The following is a 24,969-nucleotide window of genomic DNA, read 5'->3' as shown; positions in this document are numbered from 1 at the left end:
CGCATGCTTTCCTATCTCCTGAAGCGCTTGCTCTATGCGATTCCCATCGCATTGAGCGTGACAGCGTTTTCCTTCATGCTGGTGTATCTGGCACCGGGCGATCCGCTCAACGCAATCGCCCCTTCCGATGCACCGGCCGAAGTGATTGCTGCGCTCAAGGCCGCTTACGGTCTCGATAAACCGGTACCGGTTCAGTACGGCCTGTGGTTATGGCGTGCCGTGCATGGCGATCTGGGTGCCTCAATCGCTTCCGGTCGTCCGGTCGCAAGCGAGGTATTGAGCGCCGTCAGCAATACGCTGATTCTGGCGGGCGTGGCAGGTTTGTTCGGCGTGGTTCTGGGATGTATTTTGGGCGCGATTGCCGGCTACCAGCAGGGCAGTTGGCTTGATCGCATTGCCAGCGGGCTGGCCGTAGTGGGTGTCAGCGTGCCGCATTATTGGCTGGGACTGGTGCTGACGATTATCTTTTCGGTCTGGCTGTCCTGGTTTCCAGCCATGGGAGCAGGGCCGGGCGGTTCTTCCGAATGGCTCTGGGATTACGCTCACATGCGTCATCTGGTTTTACCTGCCATTACCTTATCCGTGATTCCCATGGGCATCATCACCCGCACCGTTCGCGCACTGATTGGCGACATGCTGGGACAAGATTTTGTGATCGCTCTGCGCGCGCGCGGACTCAATCGCTACGCCATTTTCCGGCATGTCGCCAAAAACACGGCACCGACGGTACTGGCAGTAGCAGGCCTGCAAATAGGCTATCTGATGGGTGGTTCGATTTTAGTGGAAACCGTGTTCGCCTGGCCCGGCACCGGCTTCCTGCTCAACACCGCCATCTTCCAGCGCGATATGCCGCTGCTACAGGGAACCATTCTGGTGCTGTGCATGTTTTTCGTCGTGCTGAATCTGGTCGTCGATATGGTGCAGCCCTTGATTGATCCCCGCATGCGTCGTCAACACTAACCGGATATCAAGGTTCTCATGGCTCTTTCTTTTTCTTTGGCTCCTGTCCATACGCCGGTGTCGACCACGCCCGTCAGTCGCAACTACTGGCGCTTGGTGTGGCAACGCGTCTGCCGTGATCCGGTAGCGGTGGCGAGTGCCGTGTTGATTCTGGCGATCATCGCCGCGGCTGTTTTCGCTCCGATGCTGGCCCCGGCCGATCCATACAAGGGCAGCATGATGCGCCGCCTGCTGCATGTGGGCAGCGTCGGCCACTGGCTAGGCACCGATGAACTCGGGCGCGACATGATCAGCCGCCTGATGTACGGCGGACGGCTCTCCCTGGTCATGGGCGTGCTGCCGGTCTTGCTCGCCTTCGGTATCGGTACTTTCATTGGCTTGTTCGCCGGCTATATCGGCGGTCGCTTCAATACCGTCGTGATGCGGGTGCTGGATGTGTTCTACGCCTTTCCTTCGGTGTTGCTGGCGGTCGCCATTTCCGGCGCGCTGGGTCCCGGCATGAGCAATACCATCATCGCTCTGACATTGATTTTTATCCCGCAGGTAGTGCGTGTAGCCGAGAGCGTGACGACGCAGGTCAGTCATCTCGATTACATCGAAGCCGCCAGAATGAGCGGAGCCTCTGCCTTTTCCATCGTCCGCACGCATGTGCTGGGCAATGTGCTGGGTCCGGTGTTCGTGTATGCCACCGGTTTGATCAGCGTCAGTCTTATCCTGGCTTCGGGACTGTCGTTTCTCGGTCTCGGCGTCAAGCCGCCCGAGCCGGAATGGGGGCTGATGCTCAATACCCTGCGTGCGGCCATCTATAACAATCCGGGCGTTGCCGCCATGCCCGGCATTTTCATTTTCGTCACCTCGATTGCCTTCAACCTGCTGGCTGACAGCGTACGTTCTGCGATGGATATTCACTGATGCTGAACACACTATTCGATACCACCCTGATCGGCGGCTTGCCGCACGATGGCCTTGAGTCGCCGCAACAAGAACGCGGCGGGCCGGCGCAACCCTTGTTGATCGTCAATCATCTGACCAAGCACTTCACGATTCGCAGCGGTATCGTCGATAAGCTGTTCGGCCGCAAAGCGAAAGCCGTTCATGCGGTGGACGACATCAACTTCGTCGTTGCCAAAGGGGAAACCTTGGGCATCGTCGGTGAATCCGGCTGCGGCAAATCGACGACAGCGCGCCTGATTGCACGACTCATGCCGCCGGACAGCGGCGCCATGATTTTTGATGGCGATGGTGTGGCCGAATTCGGCGGCATGGAACTCAAGGATTTCCGTCAGAATTTACAGATGGTGTTTCAGGATTCGCATGCCTCGCTCAATCCGCGCCTGACGATTGGCGAGACTATTGCTTACGGGCCGCATGTACACGGACTTGATCGTGCCGCAGCGATGGAACGTGCGCACGATTTGCTGTCGCGCGTCGGCCTCGAACCGGCACAGTTTGCGATGCGTTATCCGCATGAACTTTCGGGCGGTCAGCGGCAGCGGGTCAATATTGCGCGGGCGCTGGCGTTTGAACCGCGGCTGGTGATTCTGGACGAGGCCGTAGCCGCGCTCGATAAATCGGTGCAGGCGCAGGTGCTGAATTTGCTGCAAGAACTCAAAAAAGAGCGGCAGCTGACCTATTTGTTTATTTCGCATGACCTGCATGTGGTGCGCTACATCAGCGATCGCGTGATGGTGATGTATCTGGGGCAGATCGTCGAAATCGGCCCGGTCGACCGCATCTTTGGCGCTTCGGCACACCCCTACACGCGGGCCTTGCTGTCGGCTGTCCCGTCGATGGACCCGGCCAACAGGACGATGACATCCCCCTTGTCGGGCGATCCACCGAATCCGATTGACCCGCCGTCCGGCTGTCGTTTCCGTAGCCGCTGCCAATACGCCAAAGCCGTCTGTGCCATCAAGATGCCGGTCCTGCAATTACTCAGTGAGGGAGAGCGTCACATGGCCGCCTGTCATTTGAATGATCCCGCCTCGGAACATCCGGACGCCGTTGCGCGGGTGGCAGCATGAGTGCGCCCTTATTGTCAGTGCGCAATTTATCGGTGGAGTTTCACGGCAACCGTACCGCCAGTGCGCTTAATCAGGTGAATCTGGATGTGCCGTCAGGCCATGTGCTGGCCTTGCTGGGCGAATCCGGTTCCGGTAAAAGTGTGACGCTGCGTACCTTGCTGCGACTGCATGCGGAGCGCAGCACGCACATCAGCGGCAGCATCGTGGTCGATGGCGTTGATGTGCTGCAGATGCGCGGCAAAGAACTCGAACACTATCGCGGCGGCATCGTGTCTATGGTGTTTCAGGAGTCGGGACTGGCGTTTGATCCGGTGTACACCATCGGTCAGCAGATTTCCGAAGCGATTCGCGCGCATGAAAAAATCAGCCGCAAAGACGCCCGCGAACGCGCTTTGCAGATGCTGGAGAAAGTCCAGATACCGCAGCCGCAGCAGCGCTACGAGGCTTATCCGCACGAGCTGTCCGGCGGCATGCGCCAGCGCGCCATGATTGCATTGGCATTAGCTTGCTCGCCGAAATTATTGCTGGCCGACGAACCGACCACGGCGCTGGACGCGACGGTGCAGATTCAGATTTTGCTCTTGCTGCGCGCCCTGCAAAGGGAAACCGGCATGTCGGTTATTTTCGTCACGCACGATATCGGCGCTGCGGTAGAAATGGCCGATAGCATTGCCGTCATGTATGCCGGTCGCATCGTCGAACAGGCGGCAGTGGCCGACATCGTGCAGCGTCCGCGCCATCCCTACACGGCGGGTTTGTTGCAATCGACCGTGGGCGAAGCCGACCGGGGACACACGCTGACCACGATTCCCGGAAGTCCGCCCGATCTGGCGGCCTTGCCTGCTGGTTGCGCGTTTGCGCCGCGCTGTTCTTATGCCGAGGATATTTGTCGTCAGGAGCAACCGGTGTTGGCGCAGCATGGCGCCAGCAAGACCGCATGCTGGTTTCCCATCGCCTGGTCTGCGTCATTCAGCGAAAAAGCAGTGGCGGCATGAGCGATCCGGCGCATGCAAAAGGCGATGGAAAAATGCGTGGCCGCATCGCTGAGGACGTGTACAAACAATTGGCCAGCGATATTGTCACAGGACAGTTTGAGCCCGGTGCCAGACTCGATGAAGTCATGCTGGCCTCGCGCTTCGAGGTGTCCCGCACGCCGGTGCGCGAAGCCTTAAAACAATTAGTGATCAGTGGGCTGGCCGTGTACCGGCCCAATCGTGGCGCGGTGGTCGCCAGCATGACGGCGGAGCGGCTGGATCAGATGTTCGAGGCGATAGGCGATATCGAGGCCGCTTGCGCCCGTCATGCTTCCTTGCGCATGAGCGACGCCGAACGTACTGAGCTGCGCGAAATTCACGCGGCGGGTCGTGCCGCCATGCAAACGAATGACAGCCAGACCTATGATCGCCTGAATGTGGACTTGCACATGCTCATCATCCGTGGCGCGCACAACGCGGCATTGGCTGAAACGGCATGCGGATTGCGCGACCGGATTGCGCCGTTTCGCAGTTCGCAATTCCGGCATCTGGAGCGTATCGGCGAGTCGTTTGCGGAACACAGCATCATCGTCGATGCGATCCTCAATCACGATGCGCTGCTGGCTTATCGGGAAATGCGCAATCACCTCATGTCTGCCCGCGTGGCGGTTACCCGTCCGGTCACGACACCATCGGCGCTGCTATTGCAGACGGCGTAAGTGACCGTTAAGCGCTATGATCGACCGCTACCCTGCGTCCACTTTATCGCGCAGAGCTGTCCGCTGATAGCAAGGCACTGATTTCATCACTTCCACCATTTCGATACGGACCTCTCCCCATGATTCATACCAAACGAACTTCTCGCGGAATGGCTGTTGCGCCACATCATTTGGCATCGCAGGCCGCACTGGCAATTCTGCGCGACGGCGGCAATGCAATCGAGGCCATGGTGGCGGCAGCATCCACCATCGCTGTGGTTTACCCGCACATGAACAGCATTGGTGGCGACGGCTTCTGGCTCATTGTCAAACCAGATGGCGAAACGGTGGCGATTGATGCCTGCGGCGCAGCGGGTTCCGCCGTCAGTATCGAGGCTTACCGTTCGCGCGGCATGGAGACGATTCCTTTTCGCGGACCGCTGGCTGCGAATACCGTTGCCGGCACCGTGTCGGGATGGGACATGGCCTTGAAAATTTCTCAGACCCTTGGTGGAAAATTGCCCTTGTCTGCGCTGTTAGCCGATGCGATTCACTATGCGCGGAATGGTTTTCCGGTGACCGATGGTCAGGCGGAAACGACGCTTTCCAAACTGGCTGAGTTAAAAGACGTGCCGGGATTTGCCGAGGTTTTTGTTCCGCAGGGCGCGGTGCCAAAGGCTGGCGATCAGTTCGTGAATTTGCCATTGGCATCTACTTTGCAGTCGCTGGCCGATGATGGTCTGGATAGTTTTTATCGTGGCGCTCTGGCGCAACGCATTGTGGCGGATCTCGCGGCGGCTGGTTCTTTATTAACGATTGCCGATCTTCAGGCGCATCGCGCTGAACTGAAAAAACCCTTGCAACTCGCGCATAGCGCCGGCACCTTGTTCAATACCGCACCGCCGACGCAAGGACTGGTGTCGCTGGCGATTCTGGGTTTGCTCGATCGCGTGGGCTTGTCGGATGTGGAACCGGACAGCGCCGATCACGTTCATCTTGCGGTGGAAGCCACCAAGCGCGCATTCGGTCTGCGCGATCAATTCATTAACGACCCGGCTTACATGACCGTCGATCCGCAGGCTTTGCTGGCACCTGCCGCGCTCGACGCATTGGCGTCCGGCATCGATATCGCGCAGGCTGCGTCATGGGGCAAAGGCAAAGGGCCGGGAGACACGATCTGGATGGGGACTTGTGACGCCAGTGGCTTGTCGGTGTCGTTCATTCAAAGTATTTATCATGAGTTTGGCAGCGGTATCGTGCTCAAGGAAACCGGCATCAACTGGCAGAATCGCGGCGCTTCTTTTCAACTCGACTCACAGCATCTGTGGGCGCTGGTTCCCGGCAAAAAACCGTTTCACACGCTCAATCCGGCGGCAGCGCGTCTGAAGGATGGGCGGGTCATGGTGTACGGCAATATGGGCGGAGATGGTCAGCCGCAAAGTCAGTCGGCGGTATTTACGCGGCATGTGGTTTTCGGGCAAGCATTGCAAACGGCGATCACTGCACCACGCTGGTTACTCGGTCGCACCTGGGGCAAAAGTTCGGACTCGCTGAAACTGGAGTCGCGCTTTCCGGTGGCGGTGATTGAGGCGTTGCGGGCGCGCGGCCATGAGGTTGATGTGATGGCGGCCTACGATTCGGCGCTCGGTCACGCCGGTGCGATTGTGCGACACCCGGATGGCCTGATGGAGGGCGCATCCGATCCGCGCTCGGACGGCGTGGTTGCTGCATTCTGAGTGGATATTGCCGGGAAAAAATATCCGCATCATGCCCGGCGCAAGCGGTTTAAAACGCGATATCGATATCCTGTTCCAGCGTGATGCTTTCGAAATCACTGACCAGCATATCGATGCGCACATGCCAGATTCCCGGCGAAGGCAGCGCGAAGCTTGCGCTGCTCCAGGTGCCGACGGGATCGGCATGCAGGTCTTCGCTCAGTGCTTCAATTCCCATTGCAGGATTGGAAAATTGCAATGTCATTTCTTTCGGCTTGAGCGGGCTTTCATCGCTGCCCATGACGAACAGTTCGGCGCGCAAACGACGACCGTCCTGCGGCGTCAGCGTCAGGTCGGCCATTGCTTGCGCCTGATGGATATGCACATGCGAGGGTGCAGGGCGTACCGTATCCAGGGCTCTGGGGGGCGGGGTGAAACGCCATGTGGTGGCGGCAGCCAGAATCAATAACACCAGGAAAATTTCAATGAGGATGGCGTGCGCCATGCGTCTGCGCGCGCGGCTTTGTTCCAGCCTGACACCTGCGGTCAGGACGTAGCGGTTCCATGCCGCAACGATGAGCAACAGCGCAAACAGCATCATCTTGATACCGAAAATCCTACCGTAATCACTGCGCCACAAGGCATCGAGGCGATCGATTTGCAGCAATGCCAGCGTAGTGCCGCTGGCCACAAGCAAGAATACTACCCAGGGAATTCTGTTTGAAAAGCTTGCCAAAGCGGCGGGTGCGGTATTCGCAGATAAGGCCGATGTCGGACGCAAGAGCGCCCATAGCGGCAACAGCGAGCCTATCCATAAAGTCAGCATCAGGATGTGAATGAACACTGCCGGCCGCGCTAGCCAGACTGGTGGCGCGGAAGCAGCATGACCGCTGGCGGCGATGGCCGTAGCCAGCAGCACAAGTGCGAGGCCACTGGCGGCCTTGGCGATCTGCCGACCATTGCCGATGCGCGCAGCGATCAGCGCGGCCAGCAGTAGTAACGCCGTTCTGCCGTAAGCGGTCGCCATACTGGTTTTCCAGGTGTCCCATGCCAGCAAACCGTTCCACGCCAAAGCCATGGCATCAAGGCCTTGCGCACCGATCGCCAGTATCAGTAGTCCTCCGCCGACCGCCAATGCCGGATTGACGTAAGACACCGGTTCCGTGTCGCGAGACAAAAATGCGCGGAACAACACCGCGCCGATGGCGGCAAACAGGACGACATACAAACCGAAGCGTGCCAGCCAGATGGCTGCCAATAGCGTGGCTGACGAGGTAGATGCAGAGGTGGATATGGCACTGGCATTGCTGCCGCTTGCGGCTCCCACTGAATAGGTCAGCGAGCCGCCGACCGGATGACCATCGGTGGATACCACGCGCCAGCTCAACAGATAGGTGCCATGTACGCCCGATGCTGGCAGCAGGATACTCAAACCATCATCAATTACGCTGGTCTGCGATAGTGCTTGTATCGTGCCGTCGGGCGACACCAGTTTGAATACCAGCGGTGCGACCGATTCATTGAAGTGCAGTGCAATCGCGGCAGGACTGCGATCAAGCACTGCCGCTTCGGGCGGTTGCGTTTCGATCAGAGAAGCATGCGCCCATGCGCACGACGCTGTCAGTGGCAAGCACAGCATCAAGGACAAGGCGCAGAGGAACCAGACTGCGCGTCCGGCTTTGCCAGTAAAGAAGGAGGGCATGGCGCTATTTCTTTGGTTCGGTCACAAAGCCGATCTTGCTCAGTCCCCCTGTTTGCGCAGCAGCCATCACTTGCGCAATTTTTTCATATTGCGTTGTCCGTTCTGCGCGCAGATGCAGTTCCGGCTGCGGTTGGGTTTTGGCGGAAACGGCGATATGGGCTTCCAGCTGGCTCATGTCGATCGCTTCGTTGTTCCAGCGAATCGCGCCGCTGCTGTCGATGGACAGATCGATATTCTCAGGTTTGACCTGATCGGGCTGGTTGCTGGCGCGGGGCAGGTCGATCTTGACTGCGTGGTTCATCACCGGGATGGTCATGATGAAAATAATCAACAGCACCAGCATGACGTCGACCAGCGGCGTGGTATTGATTTCAGGATTGAAATCGTCATCCGCATCGGACAGGCTTCCCATGGCCATTACAGACCTCTTTCGGCAGGCAGTGCAATCGTGTCGGCAGTGGCCTCCGGGTTATCGGCACGCGTCGAGCGCGATCCGGTGATAAACAGGGCGTGCAGATCGAAGCCGAATTTATTGAGTTGCGCGATGGTCGATTTGTTGCCGCGAACCAGCGCGTTGTAGCCGAAGGTGGCGGGAATGGCGACCGCCAGACCGAGTGCCGTCATGATCAGCGATTCACCGACCGGGCCGGCGACTTTGTCGATGCTGGCTTGTCCGGAAGTGCCGATGGCAACGAGGGCGTGATAGATGCCCCACACGGTGCCGAACAAACCGACAAAAGGCGCGGTGGAGCCGACCGAGGCCAGTACGGCCATGCCGTTTTGCAAGGCGGCAGAAGATTCGTCGATAGACTGGCGCAGCGACAAGGTAATCCAGTCGCTGACCGAGAGTTGATCGTGCAGATGGCTGCGGTGCGAGTGGTGATGAGCGATGGCGTCAGCGCCCGAGCTGGCCATGGCGCTGAAGGGATTGTCGGTGCCCAGCGTTTGCACGCCTTCCTTCAAGTCAGCAGCTTTCCAGAACAGATGACCGGCAGCGTGCGCAGCGCGGCGCAAGCTGAACAACTTGATGGCCTTGGTCAGAATCACATACCAGGAGGCGATGGACATGGCCAGCAGCAGTATCGCGACGCCTTTGGTGACGAAATCGCCTTGCGTCCACAGACTTTCCAATCCATAGGGATTCATTTCCATTGTGACTTCCTTCTCCGTTAATAGCGTCAATAGCGTCAATAGCGTTAAGCGTTGAGCTGAAATTTGATGGGCACGATCACGTACACCGCGACGGCCTGACCGTTGTCGATATACGGTTTGAACAGGGCGCGTTGTACGGCTTGTCTGGCTGCTTCGTCCAGTTGGGTGGAGCCGGAGCTTTTTTGTAGCGTGATTTGTTCAGGCGCCCCCTTGTCACTAACCAGAATGCGGAAAGTGACTTGCCCTTCTTCCCCGCGGCGTTTGGCGGCAGAAGGATATTGTGGGGACGGGGGGCGGAGGTATTCCACGCCGCTGACCGTACGCGGAGGAGGTGGTGAGGCGGTAGCGACGGATGTCGGTGCGGCCGGTGCTGCTGGTGCCGCCGGTGGCGCGGGCGACGGAGGTGCTGCGGCGACAGTTTCTGTCGAAGCTTTTTCAATCACGGGGAGCGGACGCGGTACCGATTTTTTGACGATGGCGACGGTCTTTGGTTTTTCTTTGACCGGTGTTGGCTGCGGTGTGGGTGCTTGTATCGCTGCCGGAGGGGTAATCAGACTCACCATCACTTCTTTAGGCGCAGCCACTGACGTCTGATGCAACAGACCATTTTGCAGGGCGATAAATAATCCCACATGCAATAGCAGGATCACGGTGAGCGGAACTGTCTTTTTCAGTTGCGTCGAGAATCCTGGCAATGCGAAGAAACGACGATTCTTCATTGCTAAATTCATTATGGCTTGTTCTTTTCAGTGGAGGTGGCGGTGCGTTTCATCGTTTTCTTCAGTGCTTCGGGTGTTCCTGAAAACGCATCGGTCTTGGTGGGTGCGGTAGCGTGGCAATTGGAGCAGGAGCCGCATGCGCCCGATTGCGCGATGGATTTTTCGGCAAGCCATGCTGCCGTTTTATTCAGGCCAAGGTAGCGGCATAGCAACAGCAAGCGGCGTGAAAACGCGTGCCGGATGCGGACGGGCAGATAGCGTTTCAGCAACGCCAGGAAGGCAAGAGAAACGATGATGAAAACGGCAGCGTTTTGCATGGGACTCCTATCCGACTAAGTAACGACTGATCTGAAACGTGGCGAACGAGGCACCGTAGGCCAGCGCGAACATATAAGCCGCCATGGCCAGCGCGGGCGTCCAGGAGTTGGTTTCGCGTTTGACGACGGACAGCGTGGCGATACATTGCGGCGCGAAGATGTACCAGACCAGCAGTGAGAGCGCGGTAGGTAAGCTCCAGTTGGCAGCGAGCAATGGCCCCAACACGGAAGAAACCTCGTCACCGCTGGCCGATAGCGCATAGACCGTACCGAGTGCGCCGACGGCCACTTCGCGTGCTGCCATGCCCGGTACTAGCGCAATGGATATCTGCCAGTTGAATCCTATCGGGGCAAAAACATGCTCCATCAGATGGCCGATCTGGCCGGCAAAACTATATTGGATCGCTGGTCCGATAGACCCGACGGGCGCGGCGGGATAACTCGACAGGAACCACAGCACGACCATCAGCGTAAGAATGATGGTGCCGACGCGGGTGACGAAAATTCTGGCGCGTTCCCATAATCCAATCGCAAGATTACGAAGGTGCGGGCGATGGTAATTTGGCAATTCCAGCAACAGTGGTTGCCGCGATCCCTTGCGCATGAACAGCTTGATGAGAAAGGCAATCGCCATGGCGGAAACGATACCGGCGACATAGAGCCCGAACAGTACCAGTCCCTGCAAATTGAAAATACCGATAGACCGTTGCGGAATGAATGCGCCGATGATCAGCGCGTACACGGGCAGACGCGCCGAACAGGTCATCAGCGGTGCGATCATGATGGTGACTAAACGGTCACGCCGGCTTTGTATCGACCGCGTTGCCATGATGCCGGGAATGGCGCAGGCAAAGCTAGATAGCAGCGGAATGAAGGCGCGGCCAGACAGGCCGACACTGCCCATCAGTTTATCCAGCAGGAACGCGGCGCGTGGCAGATAGCCCGAATCTTCCAGCAGCAAAATGAAAAAGAACAAAATCAGAATCTGCGGCAAAAAGACCAGAACGCTGCCGGCACCGGCGAAGATGCCATCGACCAGCAGGCTGCGCAGCGGGCCCTCCGGCAAAAGATGCTGCACGAAGGTGCCTGCTGCGCCCACGGTGTCTTTGATGAAATCCATCGGGGCTGCCGACCAGCTGAACACCGCCTGAAAAATCAGAAACAGCAAGCTGAACAGAATCAGATAACCGATGACCGGGTGCAGGACCCAGGCGTCGATCTTGTCTTCCAGGGTGTCGGTTTGAGGCTCTTCGGTGACGGTCAGGCTCAGGATGCGGCGGATTTCATGTTGCTTGTCTTGTGCTGATAGTTCTTCGGTATCGCTGATTTGGTTCGCAGGTGGCGTGGACGTCGTATCGGCGTGGGAGGCGCTCCATGCGTCAATCGCTGTCACCAGTTTGTTTTGTCCGCCGGATTGAACGGCGATGGTTTCAATGACCGGAATGCCGAGTTCACGCGCGAGGCCTTCGGTATCGATATGGACGCCGCGTTGCCGCGCAATATCCATCATGTTGAGCGCCAGCACCGCCGGTATTTTGAGTCGCAGCACATCAATGAACAGTTTCAGATTGAGGCGCAGTTTGGTGGCATCGGCGACCAGCACGATCAGATCGGGCGGCGCTTCATCGGCGCGCTTGCCTAGCAATACGTCGCGTGTTACGGCTTCATCTGGACTCAAGGCATTGAGGCTGTAAGCGCCGGGGAGATCGATGACCTGATACGTCTTGCCTTGTTCGGAAACGAAGCTGCCGACTTTTCGTTCGACGGTCACGCCGGCGTAGTTGGCCACTTTTTGACGTGCGCCGGTAAGGCGGTTGAACAAGGCCGTTTTTCCGCAATTAGGATTGCCGACCAATGCCAGTCGGAGCGGGGCTTTCTGTTGATTCAGCATAAGACGTCTTCGATTTTTTGCAGTGTTTGCAGAGTTGGCGAGAGGTCGTCGCGCACGATTTTAATCATCGTGGATTCATGTTTTCTCAGCGCAAAGGTGGTGTTGCCGATGCGCACGGCAATCGGATCGCCATGCGGAAACGATTGCGCAACGATGCGCACCGTTTCTCCGCTGACGAAACCAAGCTCTTCCAGTCGTCGGTTCAGCACGGCTTCTTCATCGTTGAGTGGCGTGGCCAATCCGGCCAGGACTGCCTGTTCACCTTTTTTAAGCGAACAAAGGCGGTCGCTCAGATTGGGTTTCATGATCGGTATTCCTTGTAGCAGTGCGGTGCATTATCGGAATGATTGTCACCGCACTTATTCATTATGAGGCTGAACGAACCGATGCGCCGGAGGCGTTCAGGGGCGATCTGTGGCTCATTTCATATTCCCAGGCTTGATTGGCTGCGGAAGCGGAGATGGGGCAGAACAGCATTGTTGGCCGGGGTTTATGTGAAGTTCTTCCAGGATCATCGCTGGCGATTCCTGCGATTTGATATTGCCGACCGCGAAGGTATAGCCGTGCCACAGCGATAAAGCGAGAAACCCGGCCAGTGAAAACGATTGTATGAATTTATAAAAAATAGTCATGTGGCGCTCATGGTGAAAATGCGCGCGACGCGAGTGGACAGCCGTTTCAGACCGTTATTCATGCGGTTTGAGCCTGCTGCGGAATCACGCCGCTTGAGGACAATCGCGCCGGTATATCGTCGCGACGGTCGGCGAATGTCGGCGAATACCGGCGATTATGTCGGCGATCATCAGCGATTGAGGATCAGGGTTTCGGAACGATGCTCAGTTTCGGCGCAGGGTTTTCCGACGGTTCCTTGGTATCGATCCAGCGCGACACACCTTTTTCGCATTCCTGCACAACCGGGAAACGCACGACAGTGCCGGCAGTCAGTTCCGGGGCGAGATAGGAGAGGAAGGTGAATTCTTCGTAATACGCATTCGGCAAGCGGCCGGTCCAGGACACTTCGCGCACGCCGGAAGTCACTTTGGAACCATGGACTTCATAGGCCTTGGGATACGCGGCGTCGACTGTTTCCAGCTTCCAGCCAGTCTTCGGCTGCGGTTTGACGGACAACACGCCTTCGGGAATCTGCACGCGGATCTTTAAAGTGTCGGAGCCCTTGCAGCCATGAGGTACGTGGAAAACAGCCTTGTAATAACTACCGACGGGGGCTTGTTGCGTTTCGAGTGTGATGTGCGCCGATGCAGGGAGGGCGATCATGGCGGTAAGGACAGCGGCGAGTGCGGCGGCTAAAGGCAAGGTGGGCAGTGCGCGGATTTGAAAATTGAACATGGGGAAATATCCTCGGTGGGGAAAGGGTCGGACAACTGTGCCGCAGGTGGCGGGACGGACAATGGACACTTAACCGAGGAGAGGCGGCGCTCTTGACCCGAGCGGCGGGCCTTGCGCAGGGAATGACGAATAAATCAGCTGACGTGGCGCCACGACGGCCATCCACGCGAGTTGCGGTATGCCGTCGACTACCGGCGGTATCGATGGTATCGCCGCCAGCGAGCTCATGAAATTGAACGGGCAGTCGGTCGCTGAATGTGTTTTATCGCTATTGGTGTGACGTGCCGGATTATCGTTCAGGCTATCCGGTGCGGAGAAAGAACTGTCCGCAACGGAGCAGATTTGCATGGCAATCTGCCCCTTCTTTAGCGCCGCAAGATTCGGCATGTAACCCGCCGGCACCAATGCGCGAAGCGCCAGCGCGCACAACAGCAAGGACAGAAAGATGTGCTTTCTGTTGGGCCGAAGTGCGTGCATGAGAATGAATATCATCTGGGAATTGTATCAGCTTATGCTCGAATTTTATTGGTCTTTGATCTTGGTGACTTGTCAGGAGGAGCGAGCGGCCCAGATTGGGCTGACGCAAGTGCAGATCCGTCTAACGTCCCCCAACCTGCGACAGCAGCCATTTGATGAAGCGGGCGACTTTGCTCCGCTTGCCATGTGCGCTCGGGTAAACCAAATGATGGGCATGCACCCGTATGCCCTTGGTGTCCGGGAAAACCGGCACCAGCAAGCCGCGTTTCAAAAAATCTTCCGACAGGCGATTGCTTTCCAGCGCAATGCCCAGACCCTGCACCGCTGCTTCAATCGCCAGATAAGCGCGATCGAAACTGAGACCGTACTGACTTGGGCTGACCGGCGATCCATGCATGGCAAACCATTGCGGCCATTGCACCAGATTGACTTCGGAAAAAATCAGGTTTTGCTGTAGCAGTTGTTGCGGGCTGTGTAGATTCAATTGAGCGGCCAGCGTCGGACTCATCACCGGCAGCATCTCTTCGTTGAAAATGGTTTCCACATGCAGATCAGCCCAGCGCATCGCCCCATAGCGGATATCGAGATCGACATCGCCGCGTGAGAAATCGGTGTACATATGCGAGGCCGACAACTTGAGGCGGATGTCGGGGTGGCTCTGCATAAACGCCGGCAAGCGCGGCATGAGCCACAAACTGGCAAAGCTGGGGGCACAGTGCAGGCGCAAAATTTCAATACCATCTTCCCCGCGCGCGCTTTGCGCCGCATTCGCAATCAGTGCCAGCGCCCCGGCCAGACTTTGCTGATAGCGCTCTCCGGCGGGTGTGAGCGTGACGCCGCGGAAGGTGCGTTCAAACAATTTCATCCCGACGTAGGACTCCAGTTTGGCAATCTGATGGCTCACCGCGGAGGGCGTCAGATTCAATTCTTCCGCCGCTTTACTGATGTTGGTATGGCGTGCCACGACTTCAAAGGCAATGACTGCCTTGAGCGGAGGCAGGTGCATTGGTGGGGGAGTGATCAGTGTCGTTGTCATTATTATTTTAGTTATGAAAAAAATTCAAAGCTCTTTGAAGGATTGTATCTGGCTGGCTCTATTTCTGTATGGAATACTGCAATCGCTTTACTTGGGTCTGTTGACGTTCATTGACGAGTGCGAACGCGCGGCAGGCGACGCCTGTAGCCGTTCCCGGAGGGTTTTCCCCAGAAAGCGCGTTGGCGGTGTTGCATAGGGTGGCAGGTGAGCCCCCCACCTGCCACCCTATGCGTCTTGCCATCACACTTTCTGGGAAAAACGCATCTCGTCAATGAACGTCAACAGACCCTAAAGACGGATAAAAAATATAACGACACCACGCAGGAGACACTGCAATCGCAACGCCATAACCTGATACGGCGTGGCCGCAGGAGTTTCCTCGTCCAACAAGGAGGAACAAGTGCTACTCAAAGATAAAGTTGCCATCATCACCGGAGCGGCTTCGGCCAGAGGCATCGGTAAAGCAGTCGCCCGCTTATTCGCGGCTCACGGCGCACGCGTTGCCATTCTCGATCTGGACGCAGCGGCCGCCGCCGCTGCCGCTGCCGATATCGGCCCCGAGCATATCGGACTGGCCTGCGATGTCACCGACAAAGCAGCCTGCCTGCTTGCCGCCAAGGAAGTATTGGCCCGGCTGGGGCAGGTTGATATTCTGGTCAACAACGCCGGCATCACCCAGCCGCTGAAAATTATGGAAATTGAAGCGGCGCATTACGAAGCCGTGACCGACGTTTCTCTGCGCGGCACCTTGTACATGAGTCAGGCGCTGATTCCTCATATGCGCAGCCGTCATAGCGGTTCCATCGTGTGTCTGTCGTCGGTATCGGCGCAGCGCGGGGGGGGAATTTTCGGCGGGCCGCATTACTCTGCCGCCAAAGCCGGTGTGTTGGGTTTGGCGAAGGCTATGGCGCGGGAACTGGGGCCGGACAATATCCGCGTCAATTCGCTCACGCCGGGATTGATCCAGACCGACATTACCGCCGGCAAGCTGACCGCCGAAATGAAAGTGGACATCCTCAAAGGCATCCCGCTGAACCGACTCGGCGACGCCGCCGATGTGGCCAATAGCTGCCTGTTTCTCGCCAGCGATCTTTCCAGCTACCTCACAGGCATTACGCTCGATGTGAATGGCGGCATGTTGATTCATTGATTCATTGATTCATTCATTGATTGATTGATTGATTCAAGTAATAGCGAAGTACTTGCAATTGAACGAAGGAAGTACTGATTAGGGCGTGTTGACGCGTCAACACGCCCTAAGCACCACGCAGTCGCTTAGTCAGCGCTTCTTAAAAAGGCCCGCTTGAGGCCTGACAAATAACTGTTCACCAATAACAGGAGACAACATGAAAAAAATCGACAGCATCAGTCTGCAAGGTATCTCCCGCCGCAAAATCCTGACCTACGGCGCGGTATTGCCCCTCTCGGCCATGATCGGCAAGTATGCGCATGCCGCTGAATTCAATTACAAAATGGCGACCGGACAAGATCCGACGCATCCCGTCAACAAACGTGCGCAGGAAGCGCTGACCCGGATCAAGGAAGCCACCGGCGGTCGCGTCGATATCCGCCTGTTTCCCGCTAACCAGCTGGGATCGGACACCGATTTGCTGGCGCAGGTACGCAATGGCGGCGTCGAATTTTTCAATCTGTCCGCTTCGATTCTGGCGACGCTGGTGCCTGCCAGCGGTATCGCCAACATGGGCTTTGCCTTCAACGGCTACGATCAGGTGTGGAAGGCGATGGATGGCGATCTCGGCAAATACATCCGCAGCCAGATCGAAAAAATCGGCATTATTACTGTCTCACGTAGCTGGGATAACGGTTTCCGTCAGGTCACCTCGTCCACACGCGCCATTCGCACGCCCGACGATTTACGCGGTTTCAAAATGCGGGTGCCGCCTGCACCGATTTTGACCTCGCTGTTTCAGGCGCTGGGAGCGGGACCGACGCCGATTAATTTTAACGAAGTGTATTCCGCGCTCCAGACCAAGCTGGTCGAAGGTCAGGAAAATCCGCTGCCTATCATCGCTACTGCACGCCTGTATGAAGTGCAAAAATATTGCAGCATGACCAGCCATGTGTGGGACGGCTATTGGGTACTGGGCAATCGTCGCGCTGTAGAAAAGTTACCCGCCGATCTGCAAGCCATCGTACTGCGTGAATTCGATCGCGCCGCCCTCGATCAGCGCGGTGACATCGCCAAACTCAACGACAGCCTGCGTCAGGACATGACGAGCAAGGGCTTGCAATTCGTCGATGTCGATAAGAACGCTTTCCGCGACGCCCTGCGCAAGAGCAGTTTCTATAAAGATTGGAAAGCCAAGTTCGGTGAGCAGGGCTGGAATCTGCTGCAGCAAGAGGTCGGAGCATTGGCATGATGGCGGCAAGCCACCACATGGATGCGCGCACGGAAAAACGGCAGGGAATCGCTCTGGCCCAGATGGAAAAAATACTGGGCTGGCTGGTCGAATTTCCGGCCGCTTTTGCGGTGATCGCGGAAGTGATCATTTTGCTTTCGGGCGTGACGGCGCGCTTTGTCTTCCATCAACCGCTGGTGTGGGCCGATGAACTGGCCTCCACCGTGTTTCTGTGGCTGGCCATGTTTGGCGCTGCAGTGGCCTTGCGGCGCGGCGAGCACATGCGCATGACGGCACTGGTCGGCAAGCTGTCCGGTGAATGGCAGGCACGGATCGAGGCACTGGCGGTTGGTACGCCTTGCCTGTTTCTGGCGCTGCTGCTGTGGCCTGCGATGGAATATGCGCAACAGGAATGGGTGGTGCAATCACCGGCGCTGGGCTTGCCCGGTACTTTGCGGGAAGCAGCATTACCAGTCGGTTGCGTATTGATGCTGGCCATCAGTGGCCTGCGACTGCTGCGTTTCCGCCTGCGCAATCTGGCTTTCGTCGCGGGTGTCCTGGCCTTGGTCGCTGCGGCCTTGTTCCAGTGGGGCGATGTGTTGCAGTCCATCGGCAACTGGAATCTGGTGTTTTTCTTTGTCGTGCTGGTGAGTGCCGGTGTGCTGGCCGGTGTGCCGATTGCCTTCTGTTTTGGACTGGTGACGGTGGCGTATCTGCTGACGACCACCTCGACTCCGCTGGAAGTGGTGGCGGGGCGCATCAACGAAGGCATGAGCTCGCTGATTTTACTGGCAGTGCCTTTGTTCATTCTGCTTGGGCAGTTGATAGAAATGACGCAGATGGCCAAGGCCATGGTTGGATTTCTGGCGTCGCTACTGGGCCATGTGCGCGGTGGTTTGTCGTATGTGTTGCTGGGCGCAATGATGCTGGTGTCGGGCATCTCCGGCGCTAAAACGGCAGACATGGCGGCAGTCGCGCCGGTGCTGTTTCCTGAAATGAAAAAGCGCGGCATGGAAGAGGGCGAACTGGTGTCGCTGCTGGCCGCTTCCGGTGCGATGGCAGAAACCATTCCGCCCTCACTGGTGTTGATCACCATTGGCTCCGTGACCGGGGTATCGATTGCTGCCTTGTTCACTGGCGGGCTGCTGCCCGGCGTGGTCTTGGCCGTAGTGCTGGCCGTACTGGCGCGTTATCGTATTGCCGAAAAAAGCATGGAAAACGTTAAGCGTGCATCGGCTGCGGTGGTGCTGCGCAGTTTCGTCGTGGCTTTACCGGCGCTGGCGATTCCTGTGTTGATTCGTACCGCGGTAGTGGAGGGTGTGGCGACAGCAACGGAAGTATCGACTATCGGCATCGTCTACACCATTCTGGTGGGCGTGCTGGTGTACCGACGCTTCGATTTGCGGCGGGTATATCCGATGCTGGTGGAAACGGCCGCTTTGTCGGGTGCGATTCTGTTCATTATCGGCACTGCCACCTGCATGGCCTGGGCGCTGACGCAATCCGGTTTTTCACATGCACTGGCGCAAGCCATCGGATCAATGCCGGGTGGCCGCTGGGGTTTCCTGCTGATTTCCATTGTCACCTTCATCGTGCTGGGTAGCGTGCTGGAAGGGATTCCGGCGATGGTGCTGTTTGGTCCCTTGCTGTTTCCGATTGCCCGTCAACTCGGCGTGCATGAAGTGCATTACGCCATGGTGGTCATTCTGGCGATGGGCATCGGTTTGTTCGCACCGCCTTTCGGACTTGGTTACTACAGCGCCTGCACCATCGGCCGGGTCAGTCCCGATGCGGGTATGAAACGCATCTGGCCGTATCTGGGCGCGCTGTTGCTGGCCTTGCTGGTGGTGGCGGCGGTGCCGTGGATCTCGACAGGGTTTCTCACCTGATTACACCGGTAGACAGATAAGGAAGCTCTGAGATTGCGCCGCGCAGTCGCTTCATTAGAGCTTCCTCAAAATTAAATTAATGGAAGACACAAGGAGAAGTCATGTCTGAAATAAATGTAATCGCTTTGTCGGAGCGCGCTTATCGCATCCGCCGCAATGCCTTGCAAATGGGCGAGGTGCAGGGCCAGGGCTATGTCGGTCAGGCGCTGGGCGTGGCTGATGTGCTGGCGGTCGCTTATTTTCACTCGCTGAAATTGCGTCCGGAAGACCCGAAGTGGGAGCAGCGTGATCGCTTCCTGTTGTCGATCGGCCATTACGCCATCGCCCTGTACGCCGTGCTGATCGAAGCCGGCGTCATTCCGCAGGAGGAGCTGGAAAGTTACGGTTCCGACGATAGCCGTCTGCCGATGTCGGGCATGGCGACTTACACGCCGGGCATGGAAATTACCGGCGGTTCGCTGGGACACGGTCTGGGCATTGCGGTCGGCATGTGTCTTGGTCTGAAGCAAAAGAAATCCGCTTCGTTCGTTTATAACCTGCTCTCCGACGGCGAGCTGGACGAAGGCTCGACCTGGGAAGCGGCGCTGTCGGCCAGTCATTGGGGTCTGGACAATCTGATCGCGATGGTCGATGTAAATAATCAACAGGCCGACGGGCCATCTTCCAGTGTGCTCGGCTTCGAGCCGCTGGCCGACAAGTGGACGGCGTTTGGCTGGTATGTGCAACGGGTCAATGGCAACGATTTGGGCGCACTGGTCACCGCTTTCGACAATGCCCGGGCGCACACCGGTGCGCGTCCGCGCATGATCATTTGCGACACCTTGATGGGCAAGGGCGTGCCTTTCCTGGAAACGCGCGAAAAAAATCACTTTATTCGAGTCGATGCGGAAGAGTGGCAGCTTGCTCTGAAGGTCTTGTACAAAGGAGAAGCAGCATGAACGATACGACCAAACAAGCAGCACCGGCAGCTACCGGTGCAACACCTGCGACACCAGCCAAACCGCGCCTGACCACTTCGGCGATGATCGCTTCACTGGCCGCAGAAGGTCAGCGCACCAAGCCTGCCCCTTTCGGTCATGCCCTTGCTACCTTGGCAGAAACCCGGCGCGACATTGTCGGCATGACGGCCGATCTCGGTAAATATACCGACCTGCATATTTTTGGTAAGGCGCATCCGGAACGGTATTACCAGATGGGCATGGCAGAGCAATTGCTCATCATGGCCGCTGCCGGTATGGCGAAAGAAGGCTTCACCCCTTTTGCCACCACCTACGCTGTTTTTGCGGCACGACGCGCCTACGACTTTTTCTGTCTGGCGGTGGCGGAAGAAAATCTGAACGTCAAAGTGGTTTGCGCCTTGCCTGGGCTAACTACCGGCTACGGCCCCAGCCATCAGGCCACCGATGATCTGGCGATTTTCCGCGCCATGCCTAATCTGACCATCGTCGATCCTTGCGATGCGCTGGATATCGAACAAGCGGTACCGGCGATTGCCGCGCATAACGGCCCGGTCTATATGCGACTGTTGCGCGGCAATGTGCCGCTGGTGCTGGATGAATACGATTATAAATTTGAGCTAGGCAAGGCCAAACTGCTACGTGATGGTCGCGATGCGCTGATCATTTCTTCCGGCTTCATGACCATGCGGGCGCTGGAAACCGCCGACCTGCTGCGCGCCGACAATGTGCAGGTAGGCGTGCTGCATGCGCCGACTATCAAACCGTTAGACGAGGAAACCATCCTCCGCGAAGCGGGTAAAAACGGACGCATGGTGATCGTTGCGGAAAATCATTCCGTCATCGGTGGACTGGGCGAAGCAGTGGCCAGCTTGCTGATGCGCGCCGGTGTCCGGCCTTCTTCGTTTCATCAAATTGCTTTGCCCGATGCCTTCCTCGACGCCGGTGCCTTGCCCACCTTGCACGACCGTTATGGCATTTCGTCGGCAGTCATGGCGACGAGGATCAAATCATGGTTGTAGCCCCTTCTGCCGCATCGGCCATGCCGTTCGTTCCGCTGTCCGTCGACCAGTTGCGCGAAATGGCCAGGATCAATCGTATCGATTGCACCGACATGTACATGGCCGCCGGCAACGGTCATTTCGGCAGCAGTTTTTCGTGCGCGGAAATTCTGACGGCACTGTATTTTTCCGTCATGCGGGTCGATCCGGACAACCCGGAATGGGCTGACCGTGACCGGCATATTTTTTCCAAAGGACATGCTGCGCCGACGGTGTATTCGGCCTTGATCCGGCGCGGCTTCATGCCGGCGCAATGGATGCAGGAGTTTGAAACCAAAGTCGGCGTCCGACTGATGACGCATCCTTCGCGGCGGTATCAGCCGGGTCTGGACTTGTCTACCGGCGCGCTGGGACATGGCCTGTCGGTGGGTGTCGGTATGGCACTGGCGGCAAAGATGGATCGCAAGGACTATCGCGTTTTCGTCCTGATGGGTGATGGTGAAATTCACGAAGGATCGGTGTGGGAAGCCGGTGCGAGTGCCGCCAAATACAAACTCGACAATCTGGTGGCAATCATCGACCGCAACGGTTTGTGCGTCGATGGCCGGGCGGAAGACGTGATGCCGATGGAGCCGCTCAAGCAGCGCTGGGAAGCCTTCGGTTGGGAAACCTTTGAAGTGGACGGACACGACATTCCGACCTTGCTCAAGCACCTGGATGTGCCGCGCAGCGGCGGCAGCGGCAAGCCGCGCATGCTCATTGCGAAAACAATCAAGGGAAAAGGAGTCAGCTTCATGGAAGACGTGCGCGGCTGGCATGCCGATGTCATTACGCCGGAACAATACGCGTGCGTGATGGAAGAACTGAAGGAGCCCTTGCCATGAGCGCAGTAACGATGGGGTTCAACAGCGATACCGTCAACGAGCGCACCAACGCAGCGATTGCCGAGCAGCGCGCCAGGCACGTTCTCAAACCGGCGCGTCAGCAATTCGGTGAAAGCTTTCTGGCAATGGCCAAAGAGTTTCCGCAACTGGTCGCGGTAACAGCCGATTTGATGAATGCCACCGGTCTGGTCGAGTTTGGCGCGACCTATCCTGAGCGCATGATCAATGTCGGTATCGCCGAGCAAAATCTGGTCGGCGTGACAGCCGGACTGGCGTCCTGCGGCAAGTTGTCGGTGGCGGTGACGTATGCCTCCTTTTTATCCTTGCGTGCGATTGAGCAGGTGAAGGTCGATTGCGCCTATAACGGCGTGAAGGTGATTCTGGTCGGCATGGGAGCAGGCTTGTCGTACGGCGTGGGCGGGCCGACGCATCAGACTTATGAGGATGTGGCCGTCATGCGCGCCATTCCCAACATGATTGTGCTGGCTCCTTCCGATACGGTGGAAATGGACAAGGCCTTGCGCGCGTGTATCGAGCAGACGCGCATTACGCCGATTTTTTTGCGTCTTGGTCGCGGACCGGAATATGTGTTCAACGCACCTGATACGCCGTTTGAAATCGGGAAGGCAGTTCGTTTGCGCGAGGGAGACGACCTCTGCATCGTGGCGAATGGCGCGATGGTGTTTGAGGCCGTGCTGGCAGCCGATGCGCTGGCACTGGAGGGAATTCGGGTGCAGGTGCTGAATATGCACACCGTCAAACCTATTGATCGCGAGGCGCTGCTGGAAGCCGCCGCCAGAGTACGCGGCATGCTGGTGGTGGAGGAACACAATGTGCTCGGTGGTTTGGGTTCGGCGGTGCTGGAAGTGCTGGATCAGGGGCATCGTATTCCGGTGCAACGCATCGGTATCGAGGATGCGTACCCGCCAATCGGCCCGACTTTCGAGCTACGTGCGGCGCTGGGTTTGTGCGCTGAAAATATGGCCGCGCAAGCCAAGGCGATGCTCAAACGGGTGAGGGTCTGAACAAAGGAGGGCATGTGAATAAACAGAAAATTGCTTTTGTCGGGCTGGGTTCCATGGGTATGCCGATGGCAAAAAATTTGCTGGCGCGGGGTTTTTCCGTGTGCGGTTTTGACATGCGCGCAGCGGCGGTGGAGGCGCTGCAACAGGCGGGCGGTCTTTCTGCGACATCATCGGTGCAGGCGCTCAAGGATGCCGATGTGGTGATTTTGATGGTGGTCAATGCTGCGCAGGCGGAGTCGATTTTATTTGCAGAGGGCGGTCTGGATGTGCTCGCCGACAATGCTGTCGTGGTGCTGATGGCCACCTGCGCGCCGGGTGCGGTGGAGTCGATTGCGCAACGCGTATTGGGTGCCGGCAAGCGTTTTATCGACGCGCCGGTGTCCGGTGGCGTGGTGGGTGCGGAGGCGGCGACGCTGACGATCATGGCAGCAGCCGATGCCGCCACTATTGCCGCGCTTGCTCCGGTGTTTGCGGCGATGGGCGATAAATTTTTCCATGTTGGCGAACGTCCCGGTCAGGGTGCGATGGCGAAGACGGTCAATCAATTACTGTGCGGCGTTCATCTGGCGGTAACGGCAGAAGCCATTTCGCTGGCGACCAGTGCGGGTATCGATATGGAAGTTATGCTCAATATCGTCGGCAATTCGGCCGCGTCGAGCTGGATGCTGAAAGACCGTGGACATCGCATGTTGGAGACCGAACCGGTCGTGACCAGCGCGGTAGATATTTTCGTTAAGGATCTGGGAATCGTGATGGCGGCGGGCAGCGAGAGCAAGGTGGCACTGCCTTTTGCGGCGCTGGCATATCAGTTGTTTGCCAGCGTATCGGGGCGGGGCGCGGGTGCGTGTGACGATAGTCAGGTGATACGGGCATATCGGGCGCTGAACGGAGGCTAGGAGCGCGATTGCCGCGCTTGTGTGAAACAGGCGGCGCTGCTTGCACAGCGCCGCCTGTTTTACTGTTCACACTATTGAGGCGTGGGGTGAACTCATCGTGCTGAATCAATCGCGCTGAATCAATCTCGCTGAATCAATACCTCTGAATCAATACCTCTGAATCAATACCTCTGAATCAATACCTCTGAATCAATCCAGCAAAATTAATCTCGCGAAATCAACGTCCCTTCGCTGCGCGCCAGGTGGCGAAATCGCTGCGTGCCGATTCGTCGGTGGGCGGGTACAGGCCCAGGATGCTGCGGCCCCTGGCGACTTCTTCCATCACGAAATCTTCAAAGGCCGTCATTTCGACGGCTTCGGTAGCGACTTCGTCGGCAATGCCGGCGGGGATGACGATGACGCCTTCGGCATCGCCGACCATGATGTCGCCGGGAAAGACGGCGACGTCGCCGCAGCCGATGGGCACGTTGATGTCGAGCGCCATGTGCAGGGTCAGGTTGGTCGGCGCGGAGGGGCGGTTGTGGTAGGCGGGCATGGCCATGCGGGCGATTTCGGGCGAGTCGCGGAAGCCGCCATCGGTGACGACGCCGGCGGCACCGCGCACCATCAGCCGTGAAATCAGAATCCCGCCCGCCGATGCGGCGCGTGCGTCTTTGCGGCTATCCATGACCAATACTGCGCCGGGAGGACATTCTTCGACGGCCTTGCGTTGCGGATGGTTGCGGTCGAGGAAGACGGTGATCTGGTTCAGGTCTTCGCGTGCCGGGATGTAGCGCAGGGTGAAGGCTTCGCCGACCATGTTGCCGGCTTCCGGGTTGAGTGGTCGCACGTCCTGGATGAATTGCTGGCGCAGGCCGCGTTTGAACAGCGCGGTGCAGAGGGTGGCGGTGCTGACGGTTTTTAGTTTGGCGCGTGTTGCGGGATTGAGCTTGGTCATGGGGTTTCC

Annotated in this window: 26 protein-coding genes; 14 read left to right on the top strand and 12 right to left on the bottom strand. The window is 57.8% G+C overall.

Annotated features, from left to right (window positions below; genetic code table 11):
* Positions 1–3: 3 nt before the first annotated feature.
* The 6 genes from RGU70_RS14010 to RGU70_RS13985 all read left to right on the top strand — a co-directional run bounded on the left by RGU70_RS14010 (position 4) and on the right by RGU70_RS13985 (position 6,392).
* Entirely contained in the window at positions 4–960 is a 957-nt protein-coding gene (locus tag RGU70_RS14010) for an ABC transporter permease (RefSeq protein ID WP_322210017.1), read from the top strand.
* 18 nt (positions 961–978) lie between these two features.
* Complete coding sequence (locus RGU70_RS14005) at positions 979–1,872, top strand: ABC transporter permease (protein ID WP_322210016.1); 894 nt, start codon at positions 979–981, stop codon at positions 1,870–1,872.
* On the top strand, positions 1,872–2,984 hold the full coding sequence (locus tag RGU70_RS14000) for an ABC transporter ATP-binding protein (protein WP_322210015.1): 1,113 nt from the start codon (positions 1,872–1,874) through the stop codon (positions 2,982–2,984). Before RGU70_RS14005 ends, RGU70_RS14000 begins: the two co-directional genes overlap by 1 nt.
* Positions 2,981–3,979, top strand: a complete 999-nt coding sequence (locus RGU70_RS13995) for an ABC transporter ATP-binding protein (RefSeq protein ID WP_322210014.1) — start codon at positions 2,981–2,983, stop codon at positions 3,977–3,979. The genes RGU70_RS14000 and RGU70_RS13995 overlap by 4 nt, the downstream gene beginning before the upstream one ends.
* On the top strand, positions 3,922–4,677 hold the full coding sequence (locus RGU70_RS13990) for a GntR family transcriptional regulator (RefSeq protein ID WP_322210013.1): 756 nt from the start codon (positions 3,922–3,924) through the stop codon (positions 4,675–4,677). Before RGU70_RS13995 ends, RGU70_RS13990 begins: the two co-directional genes overlap by 58 nt.
* 149 nt (positions 4,678–4,826) lie before the next feature.
* Complete coding sequence (locus RGU70_RS13985; RefSeq protein WP_322210012.1) at positions 4,827–6,392, top strand: gamma-glutamyltransferase family protein; 1,566 nt, start codon at positions 4,827–4,829, stop codon at positions 6,390–6,392.
* A gap of 49 nt (positions 6,393–6,441) precedes the next feature.
* Here the strand turns inward: RGU70_RS13985 and RGU70_RS13980 are convergent, their stop codons facing one another.
* From RGU70_RS13980 to RGU70_RS13930, 11 genes are all read right to left on the bottom strand, one after another.
* Positions 6,442–8,073, bottom strand: coding sequence for a copper resistance CopC/CopD family protein (locus RGU70_RS13980; RefSeq protein WP_322210011.1), 1,632 nt, complete (start codon positions 8,071–8,073; stop codon positions 6,442–6,444).
* 4 nt (positions 8,074–8,077) lie between these two features.
* On the bottom strand, positions 8,078–8,491 hold the full coding sequence (locus RGU70_RS13975) for a biopolymer transporter ExbD (protein WP_322210010.1): 414 nt from the start codon (positions 8,489–8,491) through the stop codon (positions 8,078–8,080).
* Entirely contained in the window at positions 8,491–9,225 is a 735-nt protein-coding gene (locus RGU70_RS13970) for a MotA/TolQ/ExbB proton channel family protein (RefSeq protein WP_322210009.1), read from the bottom strand. The genes RGU70_RS13975 and RGU70_RS13970 overlap by 1 nt, the downstream gene beginning before the upstream one ends.
* 44 nt (positions 9,226–9,269) lie before the next feature.
* Complete coding sequence (locus tag RGU70_RS13965) at positions 9,270–9,944, bottom strand: TonB family protein (protein WP_322210008.1); 675 nt, start codon at positions 9,942–9,944, stop codon at positions 9,270–9,272.
* 11 nt (positions 9,945–9,955) lie between these two features.
* Positions 9,956–10,261: a DUF6587 family protein gene (locus RGU70_RS13960; protein ID WP_322210007.1), complete on the bottom strand. Its 306-nt coding sequence runs from the start codon at positions 10,259–10,261 to the stop codon at positions 9,956–9,958.
* Positions 10,262–10,268: 7 nt separating this feature from the next.
* The gene (gene feoB, locus RGU70_RS13955; protein WP_322210006.1) at positions 10,269–12,152 is read right to left on the bottom strand and encodes a ferrous iron transport protein B; all 1,884 of its coding nucleotides are present in this window, start codon (positions 12,150–12,152) and stop codon (positions 10,269–10,271) included.
* The gene (locus tag RGU70_RS13950; protein WP_322210005.1) at positions 12,146–12,457 is read right to left on the bottom strand and encodes a FeoA family protein; all 312 of its coding nucleotides are present in this window, start codon (positions 12,455–12,457) and stop codon (positions 12,146–12,148) included. The genes feoB and RGU70_RS13950 overlap by 7 nt, the downstream gene beginning before the upstream one ends.
* Positions 12,458–12,571: 114 nt before the next feature.
* Positions 12,572–12,784 carry a hypothetical protein gene (locus tag RGU70_RS13945; protein WP_322210004.1) on the bottom strand — a complete coding sequence of 71 codons (213 nt, stop codon included), beginning with the start codon at positions 12,782–12,784 and terminating at the stop codon, positions 12,572–12,574.
* Between the two features lie 184 nt (positions 12,785–12,968).
* Positions 12,969–13,499, bottom strand: a complete 531-nt coding sequence (locus tag RGU70_RS13940) for a YcnI family protein (protein ID WP_322210003.1) — start codon at positions 13,497–13,499, stop codon at positions 12,969–12,971.
* A 69-nt stretch (positions 13,500–13,568) separates the two neighbouring features.
* Positions 13,569–13,976 (bottom strand): DUF2946 family protein, encoded by a 408-nt coding sequence (locus tag RGU70_RS13935; protein ID WP_322210002.1) that lies wholly within the window; start codon positions 13,974–13,976, stop codon positions 13,569–13,571.
* A 121-nt stretch (positions 13,977–14,097) separates the two neighbouring features.
* A complete protein-coding gene (locus tag RGU70_RS13930; protein ID WP_322210001.1) occupies positions 14,098–15,012 on the bottom strand; it encodes a LysR substrate-binding domain-containing protein in 915 nt (304 codons plus the stop codon).
* A 400-nt stretch (positions 15,013–15,412) separates the two neighbouring features.
* On the opposite strand from RGU70_RS13930, the gene RGU70_RS13925 reads away from it, so the two are divergent.
* The 8 genes from RGU70_RS13925 (at position 15,413) to RGU70_RS13890 (ending at position 24,023) form a co-directional block, all read left to right on the top strand.
* Complete coding sequence (locus RGU70_RS13925; RefSeq protein WP_322210000.1) at positions 15,413–16,162, top strand: glucose 1-dehydrogenase; 750 nt, start codon at positions 15,413–15,415, stop codon at positions 16,160–16,162.
* 196 nt (positions 16,163–16,358) lie between these two features.
* Complete coding sequence (locus tag RGU70_RS13920) at positions 16,359–17,393, top strand: TRAP transporter substrate-binding protein (protein WP_322209999.1); 1,035 nt, start codon at positions 16,359–16,361, stop codon at positions 17,391–17,393.
* Positions 17,390–19,261: a TRAP transporter large permease subunit gene (locus RGU70_RS13915; protein ID WP_322209998.1), complete on the top strand. Its 1,872-nt coding sequence runs from the start codon at positions 17,390–17,392 to the stop codon at positions 19,259–19,261. The genes RGU70_RS13920 and RGU70_RS13915 overlap by 4 nt, the downstream gene beginning before the upstream one ends.
* 101 nt (positions 19,262–19,362) lie before the next feature.
* Complete coding sequence (locus RGU70_RS13910; protein WP_322209997.1) at positions 19,363–20,199, top strand: transketolase; 837 nt, start codon at positions 19,363–19,365, stop codon at positions 20,197–20,199.
* An 83-nt stretch (positions 20,200–20,282) separates the two neighbouring features.
* Positions 20,283–21,239 (top strand): transketolase family protein, encoded by a 957-nt coding sequence (locus RGU70_RS13905; RefSeq protein ID WP_322210804.1) that lies wholly within the window; start codon positions 20,283–20,285, stop codon positions 21,237–21,239.
* The gene (locus RGU70_RS13900; RefSeq protein WP_322209996.1) at positions 21,230–22,102 is read left to right on the top strand and encodes a transketolase; all 873 of its coding nucleotides are present in this window, start codon (positions 21,230–21,232) and stop codon (positions 22,100–22,102) included. Before RGU70_RS13905 ends, RGU70_RS13900 begins: the two co-directional genes overlap by 10 nt.
* Positions 22,099–23,127: a transketolase family protein gene (locus tag RGU70_RS13895; RefSeq protein ID WP_322209995.1), complete on the top strand. Its 1,029-nt coding sequence runs from the start codon at positions 22,099–22,101 to the stop codon at positions 23,125–23,127. Before RGU70_RS13900 ends, RGU70_RS13895 begins: the two co-directional genes overlap by 4 nt.
* A 14-nt stretch (positions 23,128–23,141) precedes the next feature.
* The gene (locus tag RGU70_RS13890; RefSeq protein ID WP_322209994.1) at positions 23,142–24,023 is read left to right on the top strand and encodes an NAD(P)-dependent oxidoreductase; all 882 of its coding nucleotides are present in this window, start codon (positions 23,142–23,144) and stop codon (positions 24,021–24,023) included.
* Positions 24,024–24,240: 217 nt separating this feature from the next.
* Here RGU70_RS13890 and RGU70_RS13885 read toward each other — a convergent pair whose 3' ends face one another.
* Positions 24,241–24,960, bottom strand: coding sequence for a ribonuclease activity regulator RraA (locus RGU70_RS13885; RefSeq protein ID WP_322209993.1), 720 nt, complete (start codon positions 24,958–24,960; stop codon positions 24,241–24,243).
* Positions 24,961–24,969 lie beyond the last annotated feature (9 nt).

The organism is Herbaspirillum sp. RTI4 (assembly GCF_034313965.1).
Lineage (GTDB): Bacteria > Pseudomonadota > Gammaproteobacteria > Burkholderiales > Burkholderiaceae_D > Herbaspirillum.
This window is presented reverse-complemented; position numbering and strand designations above follow the sequence as displayed.